Origin of the sequence: Mesorhizobium sp. M1342, from assembly GCF_040317955.1 — a bacterium.
Lineage (GTDB): Bacteria > Pseudomonadota > Alphaproteobacteria > Rhizobiales > Rhizobiaceae > Mesorhizobium.
This window is the reverse complement of sequence record NZ_JAMYLI010000040.1, coordinates 44,941-56,105: the sequence shown is the minus strand read 5'-3', so window position 1 is coordinate 56,105 and position 11,165 is coordinate 44,941. Positions and strand designations below refer to the sequence as shown.

The following is an 11,165-nucleotide window of genomic DNA, read 5'->3' as shown; positions in this document are numbered from 1 at the left end:
GAATAGGGGAATAGGGGAATAGGGGAATAGGGGAATAGGGGAATAGGGGAATAGGGGAATAGGGGAATAGGTCTTCACCTTCCCTACTCCCTTACTCCCGTACTTAAGCCGCCAGATCGCGCAGCACGTATTGCAGGATGCCGCCGTTCTTGAAGTAATCGAGCTCATCCAGCGTATCGATGCGGCAGATGATCGGCACATTCTTCACCGTGCCGTCGCCATAGGTGACCTTGGCGATCATCGTCTGGCGCGGCTTGATGGTGCTCAAGCCGTCGATCTCGACCAGCTCGTCTCCCTTGAGGTTGAGCGATGCCCATGAGGTGCCTTCCTCGAAGACGAAGGGGATAACGCCCATGCCGACCAGGTTCGAGCGATGGATGCGCTCGAAGGACTGGGCGATGACCGCGCGGACACCAAGGAGATTGGTACCCTTGGCAGCCCAGTCGCGCGACGAGCCGTTGCCGTATTCGACGCCGGCGAAGACAACCAGCGGCACGCCTTCCCTTTTGTACTCCATCGCCGCGTCGTAGATCGATTCCTCTTCCTTCGACGGGTAGTGGATGGTGTAGCCGCCCTCGCGCCCGTTCTCGCCCAGCATGTGGTTGCGGATGCGGATGTTGGCGAAGGTGCCGCGCATCATCACCTCGTGATTGCCGCGCCGCGTGCCGTACTGGTTGAAGTCGGCGACGCCGACGCCGTGGTCGGTGAGGTATTTGCCGGCCGGCGAGGCCGCCTTGATCGATCCGGCCGGCGAAATGTGGTCGGTGGTGATCTTGTCGCCGAACAGGCCGAGCACGCGGGCGCCCTTGATGTCGCCGATCTTGCCAAAACCTGATGTCATGCCAGCGAAATAGGGCGGGTTCTGCACATAGGTCGAGTTGTCGTCCCAGGCATAGGTCTGGCCTTCCGGCGCCTTGACGTTCTGCCAGTACTCGTCGCCCTTGAAGACGTCGGCATATTTGCGGGCGAACAGCTCGCGGGTGACGTTCTTCTCGATGAACTCCTGGATCTCGGCCGAGCTCGGCCAGATATCCTTGAGGTAGACCGGCTCGCCGTTCTTGTCCTCGCCGAGCGGCTCGGTGGTCAGGTCCTTTGTGACGGTGCCGGCCAGCGCGTGCGCGACGACCAGCGGCGGCGAGGCCAGATAGTTCGCCTGCACGTCGGGCGAGACGCGGCCTTCGAAGTTGCGGTTGCCGGACAAGACCGCGGCAGCGATCAGGCCCTTGTCGTTGATGGTCTTCGAGATCGGCGCCGGCAGCGGGCCGGAATTGCCGATGCAGGTGGTGCAGCCGAAGCCGACCAGGTTGAAGCCGATCTGATCGAGTTCCTTCTGCAGGCCGGATTTCTCCAGATACTCGGCGACCACCTGGCTGCCCGGCGCCAGCGAGGTCTTCACCCATGGCTTCTGCTTCAAACCGAGGCGGTTGGCGTTGCGGGCCAGGAGGCCGGCGCCGATCAGCACACTCGGGTTCGAGGTGTTGGTGCACGAAGTGATGGCGGCGATGACGACGTCGCCATGACCGAGATCATGGTCGGTGCCTTCGACTGCGTAGCGTTTGGAGATTTCGGCGGCCTTCTTGTATTCGGTCTCCATCGCCTTGGCGAAACCTTCCGGAATGCCTTCCAGGGCGACGCGGCCCTCGGGCCGCTTGGGTCCGGCCATCGACGGCACGACGGAGCCAAGTTCCAGCTCGAGCAGATCAGTGAACACCGGATCGGTCGAGCCGGTCTCACGCCACATTCCTTGAGCCTTGGCATAGGCCTCGACCAGCGCGATGCGGTCCTCGCTGCGGCCGGACATTGTGAGGTAGCGGATGGTTTCCGAGTCGACCGGGAAGAAGCCGCAGGTGGCGCCATATTCGGGCGCCATGTTACCGATGGTGGCGCGGTCGGCCAGCGTCATGTTGGAGAGGCCCGGCCCGAAGAACTCGACGAACTTGCCGACGACGCCCTTCTTACGCAGCATCTGGGTGACGGTGAGCACGAGGTCGGTGGCGGTGACGCCTTCTTTGAGCTTGCCGGTGAGGCGGAAGCCGATCACCTCAGGCAAAAGCATGGAGACAGGCTGGCCGAGCATGGCCGCCTCGGCCTCGATGCCGCCGACGCCCCAGCCGAGCACGCCAAGGCCGTTGATCATGGTGGTGTGCGAATCGGTGCCGACGCAGGTGTCGGGATAGGCTGTCGTTTCGCCGTCCTCGGTGTTGGTCCACACCACCTGGCCGAGATATTCGAGGTTGACCTGATGGCAGATACCGGTGCCGGGCGGCACGACGCGGAAGTTGCGGAACGCCTGTTGGCCCCATTTGAGGAATTTGTAGCGCTCCTCATTGCGCTCATATTCCAGCTCGACATTGCGGGCGAAGGCCATCGGCGTGCCGAATTCGTCGACGATGACGGAATGGTCGATGACGAGGTCGACCGGCACCAGCGGGTTGATCTTCTGCGGATCGCCGCCGAGCGAAGCCATGGCGTCGCGCATCGCGGCAAGGTCGACCACGGCCGGAACGCCGGTGAAATCCTGCATCAGCACGCGGGCCGGGCGATAGGCGATCTCGACACCGGCGGTGCCCTTGTCGGTCAGCCAGCCGGCCACCGCCTGGATCGATTCCTTGGTGACGGAGCGGCCGTCTTCGTTGCGCAGCAGGTTTTCCAGCAGCACCTTCATCGAATAGGGCAGCTGCGAGATGCCGGTGAGGCCGTTCTTCTCGGCCTCGATGAGGTCGAAATAGGCATACTCCGCGCCGCCTGCGGTCAGCGTGCGGCGGCAATTGAAACTGTCGAGGGATTTTGACACGTGCGATCCTTGTCTGTTCAGCCTGAAAGGGAACGGACGCCGATGGCATGCAATCACGCGCAAAGGTGCGGGTACGGCCATTTCCGCTGTCCGTTCCCAAGCAACCCGAGCCGTTCAAGGCGGCGCGTGCGCTGGTTCGGCGCTAATTCTGTTCCCGTGCCGACCGCTGGCACGGATGCACCGCATATAGAGAATTTTCTGGAATAGTTCTAGACAGTTGGAAAGCAATTTTGTGCGATGCGGCAGCGGCCGCGACACATGGTTTCAGGGCAGGCGAGGAATGCGGCTGATCGCCGAAAATCTGTGCGGCGAGCGAGGCGGCGACGCGGTGTTTTCCGGCATCGGCTTTGCCCTGGAGGAGGGTCAGGCGCTCATCGTTACCGGGCCGAACGGATCGGGCAAGTCGACCTTGCTGCGGGTCATCGCCGCGCTGCTGCCGGTGGCGCAAGGCAGCGTGAAGATCGAGGGTGCCATGAAGATTGAAGACGGGGGCGAAGCGTTTCCGTCTGTTGCCTCGGCCTGTCACTACCTTGGCCACCAGAACGCAATGAAGCCGGCGCTCAGCGTGGCGGAGAATTTGCGCTTCTGGCGCGACTTCAACGGCGACGGGCAGCTCGGCGTCGAAGAGGCGCTGGAAACGGTCGGGCTCGGTGGCATCGGCCACCTGCCATTCGGCTATCTATCGACCGGGCAACGGCGCCGGGCGGCGATCGCGAAACTGCTGGTCAGCCACCGGCCATTGTGGTTGCTGGATGAGCCGACAGCAGGGCTGGACAAGGCGTCGGAGGCGCGGTTTGCGGGGTTGATGGCCAAGCATTGCACGGATGGCGGGATGATTGTCGCGGCGACGCATCTGCCGCTGGGGATCGAGGGGATTGAGTTGAGGATGGGGGAAACGGGTTGATGATGGCGCGCGAGCATCTCATACCATGCTAGCCCTCTTCGCCCGCGACATCCGCCTCAACATCCGTGCGGGCGGCGGGGCGCTGACCGGGGTCATCTTCTTCCTCGCCGTCATCGCCACCATCCCGTTCGGAGTCGGGCCGGACCTGAAGCTGCTGGCCCGCATCGGACCGGCCATCCTGTGGATCGGCGCGCTGCTGTCCTGCCTGCTCGGGCTCGACCGGCTGTTCCAGGCCGATCGCGAGGACGGCTCGCTCGATCTCCTGGTGCTCGGCAATGATCGCCACATGCTGGCCTTGACGGTGCTGGTGAAATGCCTGGCGCATTGGGCGGGCAGCGTGCTGCCGCTGGTGGTCGCCGCGCCCCTGCTCGGGCTGTTCATGAACATGGAGCCGCTCGGCATCGGCGCCACGGCGCTGACGCTGCTGGTCGGCACGCCTGCCATCACCTTCATCGGCGCCGCCGGTGCGGCGGTGGCGGTGGCGCTGCCGCGTGGCGGGCTGCTGATCTCGGTTCTGGTGCTGCCACTGACCATTCCGGTGCTGATCTTCGGCGTTTCGGCAAGCTATGGGGCGACCGCGAATCCCGATCCGTTTCTGCAGCCCTTCCTCATTCTTGCCGCGCTGACCCTGTTTCTTGGCGTGCTGGGTCCGGTCTCGGCGGCGCTGGCGCTGCGCCATGGCACGGATTGACGCGGCGTATGACTGCGGCGCGGCGACCGATTGCGAAGCCGACGGAGCGAGGCTAAGGAAAAGCATGTCTAGACTGGGCGACATGATCGGCTTGGAAGGCCGCACTTCAGCGGGGCCTGCCGCATGAGCGCGCATGCACTCTACGTGACCGCCGCCTATGGCATCACTGCCGTGGTGCTGGCCGGATTGATCGGCTGGATCCTGCTCGACCAGCGGGCGCGCAAGCGTGAGCTTGCCGAACTGGAGGCGTCCGGCGTGAGGCGTCGCTCCGACAAGGTCGCAAAGCCATGAGCATCGAAACAGAAACGCCGCCCCCGCGCACTCGTCGCCTGTTCGTGCTGTTGCCGCTGCTGATCTTCCTCGGCCTGGCCGGACTGTTCCTGTCGCAGCTGCTGTCGGGGCGCGATGTTTCGGAAGTGCCGTCGGCCCTGATCGGCCTGCCTGCGCCGCAAACCAGCCTGCCGGCGCTGGAGGGCTCAAACCTGCCGGGGCTCGATTCGAAAACCTTCGCCGGCAAGGTCACATTGGTCAACGTCTTCGCGTCGTGGTGCGCGCCATGCCGCGAAGAGCACCCGGTGCTTCTGGCGCTGTCGCAGGACAAGCGTTTCAGCATGGCGGCGCTGAACTACAAGGACCGGCCGGAAAACGCACGCCGGTTCCTCGGCGATCTCGGCAATCCGTTCCAGGCGATAGGGGTCGACGAAGCGGGCCGCGCGGCGATCGACTGGGGCGTCTATGGCGTGCCGGAAACCTTCGTCATCGGCAAGGACGGCAAGATCGCCTACAAGCATGTCGGCCCGCTGACGCCCGAGACGGCGAGGGATCTCTTGCTGCCACAGATCGACAAGGCGCTGGCGGCGTCGAACTGACGTCGCGACGCACCTATACGCGTAGCTGCATCATCCTTGGGTCTTCGCAACGCCACGCGTCGCTACGCCCAAGGATGGCGAACGTGATGAGGCGATCGAATACTCAGCCGTAGATCTGCTTGTGGATCTGGTAGAGCATTTCCGAGCGGTCGGCGCGCATGTCGGCCAGATCGCGGCTGGAAAAGCTGTCGATTTCGGCGACAAGGCGGTTGTAGTGCTTGCGCTTGGCAATGCTGTTGCGAGCGCGGGTCATGAGACTGTCGAGGATCATAGCAAGGTTCCTTTTTGGCGCCGCGTTTCGGCGGCGGTTTCTTCCTCCCTTGATCGATACGAAGCATGACATAGTAATGGTGCATTGCAAAAAGAAGATGTTGCAATGCACCATTGCGCTGAACGCATAGCCGATTAATGCGGCGCTAAAGCGCGTCGCGTTTGAACGGATTCAGGCGACGCGCTTCAGGTCTTTGTTTTTATGCATGTCGTTCTCCCAAAACCGGGGCCACTTTTGGGCGACATGCATTAACGTCATGCGCAGAGCCGGCAAGCGATCTTTTGCATCACACTGTGCGTACCCACATTGCCTTCTGTCCCTCCGGCTGTCTTGATCCGGTGTCATTGATGCCGGGAGGAAAAGCATGGCGGCTGCGGACTATTATGAAATTCTCGATCCGCGCTTCGCGCGCCTGTTCAACGGCAACGCGCAGGTCGAGAAGCTGTTCACCGGATGCCAGTGGGCGGAGGGGCCGGCCTGGTTCGCCGCCGGCCGCTATGTCGTCTGGTCCGACATCCCCAACAACCGCATGCTGCGCTATGACGAGACCGACGGCAATGTCAGCGTCTTCCGGCAGCCGTCCGGCAATTCGAACGGCAACAGCGTCGACCGGCAGGGCCGGCTGATCACCTGCGAGCATTCGGGCCGCCGCGTCAGCCGCACCGAGTTCGACGGCTCGGTCACCACGATCGCGGCCAAATGGAAGGGCAAGCGGCTGAATTCGCCCAACGACGCGGTGGTGAAATCCGACGGTTCTATCTGGTTCACCGATCCGAGCTACGGCATCGATACGGATTATGAGGGCGACAGGGCCGAGAGCGAAATCGGCGCCTGCCATGTCTACCGGGTCGATCCCGGCACCGGCGAGGTCGAAGCCGTCATCACCGACATGGTCCGGCCCAACGGCCTGGCCTTCTCGCTAGACGAGAGCCAGCTTTATGTCGTCGACACCGGCCGCACGCATGGCGCGCAGAATCCGGCGCATATGCGGGTGTTCAATGTCGGCAAGGGCGGCAAGAAGGTTTCGGGCGAGAAAGTCTTCGCCGACTGCACGGCCGGCCTGTTCGACGGCTTCAGGCTCGACGAGGACGGCCGCATCTGGACCAGTGCCGCCGACGGCATCCATTGCTACGATCCGGACGGCACGCTGATCGGCAAGGTCAAGGTACCGGAAGTCACCGCCAACTGCGTGTTCGGCGGCAACAAGCTGAATTGCCTCTACATCGCCGGCACCACGTCGCTCTACATGGTGCGGCTCATGGTCAACGGCGCCAAGACATACTGAGACTGGAGCACTGGCGGCCGTTCGACGGTTTCATCGAAGCGGGTCGCGAGCACGAACATCCCGGGAGGAAAAAATGCCATTCGTCAACATCCGCATCGTCAAGGAAGTGATATCAGCCGATCCGGCGGGCAAGAAGGCGGACATCGCCAAAAAGGTCACGGCGGCCATCATGGACGCCACCGGGCTGAGCAATAACGATGTCTGGGTGGTTTTCGAGGAGGTCAATGCGCGTGATTGGTACGTTGGGAAGACTGATGTGGAGACGCTGCGAAAGGGTTGATTTCGAAGGCATGGCGAAGCCCCTTTCCTTCGTCATCCTAGGGCGAAGCAGTCGCGAAGCGACGTCGCGGAGACCCTAGGATCCATGCCGCGACTTTCGAGCAGGGCACAACGGTGCAATACTGTCTTTGGCGGTCCGTGTAGTATCCAACGTTAGGCTGCCCTTCTTGGACCGATGCATTCTCGGCAAAGGTCGCGGCATGGATCCTAGGGTCTGCGCCGCGTCGCTTCGCTCCTTGCTTCGCCCTAGGATGACGAATGCGTGGTGGGTCGGCACTTAACGGGCGCGGATAAAGTCCGCGAAAGCATTCAGCGCATCGCGCATCGCTTGCCGGTTCGCCGGCTCCGCCAGGATGCTCTCGACCTCCGGCGGCTTCTTGCCGAGCAGGGCAATCTCCAGCATATCCTCGCACAACGCGAATGACATAGTGCGCATGATCTCGGCCAGTGCGGCGCGAGCGAACAGCGAGCGCGGCGAGGCGTGTGCCAGCATGGCGGGCTTGGCGACTGCGGCATCGCGCGAGACCAGCCAATCGAGGGCGTTCTTCAGCCCGCCCGGCACGCCATGGGCATATTCCGGACAGGAAACGATCAGGCCGTCGGCTCGGCTGACGGCATCGATCAGCTTGGAGGCTTCGAGCGGCGTCCGCTCGCCCTCATCATCGGGATTGAAGATGGGCAGACGGCCAAGCCCGTCATGGACGGTGACGCGGCAGCCGGACGGCGCTTCGCGGGCCAGTGCGGCGATCAGCGCCGAATTGGTGGAAGCCGCGCGCAGGCTGCCGGAAATGGCAAGGATGTTCAGCAAGGTATGGAATCGGTCCAGACGCGAATCGCGTCCGGAAACCTACCACATCGTCTTCTTGTATTCCTCGTCGAGCCAGCGGTCGGTCGCCTCGGCGGAATCGGCAACCGCCAATTGATCGCGCATGATCTGGCCGAGCGTCGGCAGCGTCGCGCGGTCGTACCAGGTTTCCGGCTTCCACAGGTCCGAGCGCATGAAGGCTTTTGCGCAGTGCATGTAGGCGGCCTTGACGCTGACCACGACGACGCTTTGCGGCTCCCTACCGTCGACGGCGAGCCGTTCGCGCAAATTTGCGTCGACGGTGATGCGGGCATCGCCGTTGACGCGCAGCGTCTCGTTCATGCCGGGAATGAGGAAGAGCAGCCCGACAGAGGGATTGAGGAGAATGTTTTCCAACGTGTCGAGCCGGTTGTTGCCGGGCCGATCGGGAATGGCGATGGTGGTGTCGTCGAGAACGGTGGCAAAGCCCGGCTTGTCGCCCTTCGGCGTCACGTCGGCATTGCCGGCACCGTCGGACGAGCCGATCAGCACGAACGGGCTCTTGCCGATGAAGGAGCGGCAATGGCCGTCAAGTTTTTTCAGCTCCTTGCGGATAGAACCGTCGGTCGGCCGTGGCGTCTTGTAGATCGTCCTCAACTGGTCGCGCGTGGTGATGAATTCCATGTCCCTCTCCCCAGAACGGTTCATTGTTTCACGAACGCAGAACCGCTTTTTCTACTTTCCGGTTCTCTCTTCTTTGCCGGCCTTGTCCTCGAGTGAATGACGCAGGATCAGCGGCATCTGGCTGAAGGTGAACAGAAGCGTGATCGGCATGATGCCCCAGACCTTGAAAGTAACCCAGGCGTCGGTGGAAAAATTGCGCCACACCACCTCATTGACGATGGCCAGGAACAGGAAGAACAGGCCCCAGCGGAAGGTCAGTTTCCGCCAGCCTTCGGCGTCGAGGCTGAAGGCCGAATCGAAGACATAGCCAAGCAGCGACTTGCCGAAGTAGAGCCCGCCGAGCAGCACGCCGCCGAACAGCGTGTTGACGATGGTCGGCTTCATCTTGATGAAGATGTCGTCCTGCAGATAGAGCGTCAGCGCGCCGAAGATGAAGACGACGACGCCCGACACCATCGGCATGATCGGCAAGGTGCGGGTGAGCAGCCACGAGGCGATCAGGGCGATTGCCGTGGCGGCCATGAACAGCCCGGTGGCGACGAAAATCGGCCCGCCGAACTCGGCCAGAACAGGGAATTTCTGCACCAGCCATCCGCCGCGCGCATTGGCGAAGAAGAACACCATCAACGGACCCAGCTCCAGCACTAGCTTGAGCAGCGGATTGACGCCTTCCTTCTTCTGCTTCTGCGGGTCCGACGGATCGCGTTCGAGAATGGGTGGGTTCATGGAATCTCTTTCTTGCGCATGATCTGATCCAAAAAGTCTGCAACTTTTTGGGACATGCTTGTTAAGCTACTCCAGCGATCGCCCTGGCGAATTCGCTTGCCGAGAAAGGTTCGAGGTCGTCGACCTGTTCGCCGACGCCGATGAAATAGACCGGCAATTTGTGCTTTGCCGCGATCGCCACCAGAATACCGCCGCGCGCCGTGCCGTCCAGCTTGGTCATCACCAGGCCGTTGACGCCGGCGATATTGCGGAAGATCTCGACTTGGTTGAGCGCGTTCTGGCCGGTGGTGGCGTCGACCGTCTGCAGCACGGTGTGCGGTGCTTCCGGGTCGAGTTTGCCAAGCACGCGGACGATCTTTTCGAGCTCCGCCATCAGTTCAGTCTTGTTCTGCAGGCGGCCGGCGGTGTCGATGATCAGCACGTCGGAACCGGCCTCCTTGGCCTTCTCGAAGGCGTCATAGGCCAGTCCCGCGGCATCGGCGCCGATCTTTGAGGCGATCACAGGCGATTTCGTCCGCTCGCCCCAGATCTTCAGTTGCTCGATCGCGGCGGCGCGAAAGGTGTCGCCGGCGGCGAGCATCACCGACAGGCCACCATCGGTGAGCTTGGCGGCCAGCTTGCCGATAGTTGTGGTCTTGCCGGTGCCGTTGACACCGACCACCAGGATGACATGCGGCTTGTGTGAAAGGTCGAGCTCCAGCGGCATGGCGACATGGGCCAGCACTTTTTCCACCTCGGCCGCCATGATGGCGCGGACCTCGGTGTCGGAGACGTCCTTGCCGTAGCGGCTGGCGGCCAGCGCGTCGGTAACGCGCAAGGCCGTCTCCATGCCGAGATCGGCACGGATCAGCACATCCTCAAGGTCCTGCAAAGTCTCTTCGTCCAGCTTGCGCTTGGTGAAGACGCCGGCAATGTTGCCGGTGAGCTCCTTGGAGGAGCGGGCAAGCCCGTCCTTCATGCGCTGGAACCATGAGCGCCTCGGTGCCGGCTCCGGCGCCTTCTGTGGCTCGGCCTTCTGCTCGACCTTCTTGGTGACGGTCACCTTGCCGGGTGCGGCTTTTGGCTCCGGCGCGGGTTGTGGAAGAGACTGCGGCTCGGGCGCAATTTCCGCAATGACCGGCTGCGATTCGATCGGCGCCGGCTGGCGAATGGGAGGTGCGATTTCGGCAGGCGGGGCTTCGGGCGTCGGTGCTGAAACTTCTTCCTTCTCCCCGTCTTCAGACGGAGAGAAGGTGCCAGCAGGCGGATGAGGGGCGGCGCTGACCTCTGATAATGGCTGAGCAGGGGCCGGCCCCGGTGTCGGCACCTCGATCGGGGCTGGTGTCTCGGCCGGAACCTCGGCAGGCGTCGGCACTTCGACCGGTTCCGGTTCCGGCTGCTGTTCCGGGCGTGACGGGACGATCTCCGGCTCGGCCGGCGCGGGTGGCGGGACCTCCTGCGGCTGCGGTTCGGGAGCAGGCTCCGGAACGGCGGGAGGTGTTGGTATCTCCTCGGGCGCCGGCGGCTCGGCAGGCGTCTCGGGCGCGGGTTCTTCTTCCGGCTCGGGCTCCGGCAGGGGTTCCGGCTCGGAGGGAATAGTCGGCTCCGGTGCTGGCGGAATGGCCGGTGCCGGCTCGGGCACCGGCTTCTCGACAGGCGCCGATTCCGGCGCGGGGATCACTTCCGGCTCGACCGTCGTCGGCGTCGGCGCAGTTTCCGCCTCGCGCTCCAGCTCGTCACGCTTCAAGAACTCCGGAACGACCTGCTCGGCCGCCGGCTTCAGCGCCTCGAGCGCTTCCCATTTGATCGGCGGCAGCGGGGCGGTCTCGTCGACCCGCTCCTCGACCACCTCTTTCTTGCCGAACGAAAATATCTTCTTGAAAAAACCAGCCATGCTTT

The 11,165-nt window shown here is 63.1% G+C and carries 12 protein-coding genes; 6 read left to right on the top strand and 6 right to left on the bottom strand.

What is annotated here, in order from left to right:
• Nucleotides 1-103: 103 nt before the first annotated feature.
• Nucleotides 104-2,794: an aconitate hydratase AcnA gene (gene acnA / locus NKH06_RS29390; protein ID WP_127273510.1), complete on the bottom strand. Its 2,691-nt coding sequence runs from the start codon at nucleotides 2,792-2,794 to the stop codon at nucleotides 104-106.
• Nucleotides 2,795-3,074: 280 nt separating this feature from the next.
• On the opposite strand from acnA, the gene ccmA reads away from it, so the two are divergent.
• The 4 genes from ccmA (at nucleotide 3,075) to NKH06_RS29370 (ending at nucleotide 5,258) form a co-directional block, all read left to right on the top strand.
• Complete coding sequence (ccmA, locus tag NKH06_RS29385; protein ID WP_352894855.1) at nucleotides 3,075-3,698, top strand: heme ABC exporter ATP-binding protein CcmA; 624 nt, start codon at nucleotides 3,075-3,077, stop codon at nucleotides 3,696-3,698.
• Nucleotides 3,699-3,723: 25 nt separating this feature from the next.
• On the top strand, nucleotides 3,724-4,389 hold the full coding sequence (gene ccmB, locus NKH06_RS29380; RefSeq protein WP_352735696.1) for a heme exporter protein CcmB: 666 nt from the start codon (nucleotides 3,724-3,726) through the stop codon (nucleotides 4,387-4,389).
• Between the two features lie 123 nt (nucleotides 4,390-4,512).
• Complete coding sequence (gene ccmD / locus NKH06_RS29375; RefSeq protein ID WP_013528831.1) at nucleotides 4,513-4,680, top strand: heme exporter protein CcmD; 168 nt, start codon at nucleotides 4,513-4,515, stop codon at nucleotides 4,678-4,680.
• Nucleotides 4,677-5,258 carry a DsbE family thiol:disulfide interchange protein gene (locus NKH06_RS29370; protein WP_023811300.1) on the top strand — a complete coding sequence of 194 codons (582 nt, stop codon included), beginning with the start codon at nucleotides 4,677-4,679 and terminating at the stop codon, nucleotides 5,256-5,258. Before ccmD ends, NKH06_RS29370 begins: the two co-directional genes overlap by 4 nt.
• A 103-nt stretch (nucleotides 5,259-5,361) precedes the next feature.
• On the opposite strand, the gene NKH06_RS29365 is transcribed toward NKH06_RS29370, so the two are convergent.
• Nucleotides 5,362-5,529 (bottom strand): hypothetical protein, encoded by a 168-nt coding sequence (locus NKH06_RS29365; protein ID WP_013528833.1) that lies wholly within the window; start codon nucleotides 5,527-5,529, stop codon nucleotides 5,362-5,364.
• 364 nt (nucleotides 5,530-5,893) lie between these two features.
• Here NKH06_RS29365 and NKH06_RS29360 point away from each other — a divergent pair, with 364 nt between their 5' ends.
• Both NKH06_RS29360 and NKH06_RS29355 read left to right on the top strand, forming a co-directional pair.
• Nucleotides 5,894-6,814 carry an SMP-30/gluconolactonase/LRE family protein gene (locus tag NKH06_RS29360; RefSeq protein WP_023811298.1) on the top strand — a complete coding sequence of 307 codons (921 nt, stop codon included), beginning with the start codon at nucleotides 5,894-5,896 and terminating at the stop codon, nucleotides 6,812-6,814.
• 73 nt (nucleotides 6,815-6,887) lie between these two features.
• A complete protein-coding gene (locus NKH06_RS29355) occupies nucleotides 6,888-7,094 on the top strand; it encodes a tautomerase family protein (RefSeq protein ID WP_352677505.1) in 207 nt (68 codons plus the stop codon).
• Between the two features lie 276 nt (nucleotides 7,095-7,370).
• Here the strand turns inward: NKH06_RS29355 and NKH06_RS29350 are convergent, their stop codons facing one another.
• From NKH06_RS29350 to ftsY, 4 genes are all read right to left on the bottom strand, one after another.
• Nucleotides 7,371-7,901, bottom strand: coding sequence for an NADPH-dependent FMN reductase (locus tag NKH06_RS29350; protein WP_352894853.1), 531 nt, complete (start codon nucleotides 7,899-7,901; stop codon nucleotides 7,371-7,373).
• Between the two features lie 39 nt (nucleotides 7,902-7,940).
• Nucleotides 7,941-8,561 (bottom strand): pyridoxamine 5'-phosphate oxidase family protein, encoded by a 621-nt coding sequence (locus NKH06_RS29345; protein ID WP_023811295.1) that lies wholly within the window; start codon nucleotides 8,559-8,561, stop codon nucleotides 7,941-7,943.
• A 51-nt stretch (nucleotides 8,562-8,612) separates the two neighbouring features.
• Nucleotides 8,613-9,287, bottom strand: coding sequence for a septation protein A (locus NKH06_RS29340; protein ID WP_023811294.1), 675 nt, complete (start codon nucleotides 9,285-9,287; stop codon nucleotides 8,613-8,615).
• A gap of 61 nt (nucleotides 9,288-9,348) precedes the next feature.
• Nucleotides 9,349-11,160, bottom strand: coding sequence for a signal recognition particle-docking protein FtsY (gene ftsY, locus NKH06_RS29335; RefSeq protein WP_023811293.1), 1,812 nt, complete (start codon nucleotides 11,158-11,160; stop codon nucleotides 9,349-9,351).
• Nucleotides 11,161-11,165: the final 5 nt, after the last annotated feature.

What these genes read in the sequence shown, in the direction of transcription:
- ccmA (WP_352894855.1), top strand. Translation starts at nt 3,075, where the DNA reads ATGCGGCTGATCGCCGAAAATCTGTGCGGCGAGCGAGGCGGCGACGCG.
- ccmB (WP_352735696.1), top strand. Translation starts at nt 3,724, where the DNA reads ATGCTAGCCCTCTTCGCCCGCGACATCCGCCTCAACATCCGTGCGGGC.
- ccmD (WP_013528831.1), top strand. Translation starts at nt 4,513, where the DNA reads ATGAGCGCGCATGCACTCTACGTGACCGCCGCCTATGGCATCACTGCC.
- NKH06_RS29370 (WP_023811300.1), top strand. Translation starts at nt 4,677, where the DNA reads ATGAGCATCGAAACAGAAACGCCGCCCCCGCGCACTCGTCGCCTGTTC.
- NKH06_RS29365 (WP_013528833.1), bottom strand. Translation starts at nt 5,529, where the DNA reads ATGATCCTCGACAGTCTCATGACCCGCGCTCGCAACAGCATTGCCAAG.
- NKH06_RS29360 (WP_023811298.1), top strand. Translation starts at nt 5,894, where the DNA reads ATGGCGGCTGCGGACTATTATGAAATTCTCGATCCGCGCTTCGCGCGC.
- NKH06_RS29355 (WP_352677505.1), top strand. Translation starts at nt 6,888, where the DNA reads ATGCCATTCGTCAACATCCGCATCGTCAAGGAAGTGATATCAGCCGAT.
- NKH06_RS29345 (WP_023811295.1), bottom strand. Translation starts at nt 8,561, where the DNA reads ATGGAATTCATCACCACGCGCGACCAGTTGAGGACGATCTACAAGACG.
- NKH06_RS29340 (WP_023811294.1), bottom strand. Translation starts at nt 9,287, where the DNA reads ATGAACCCACCCATTCTCGAACGCGATCCGTCGGACCCGCAGAAGCAG.
- ftsY (WP_023811293.1), bottom strand. Translation starts at nt 11,160, where the DNA reads ATGGCTGGTTTTTTCAAGAAGATATTTTCGTTCGGCAAGAAAGAGGTG.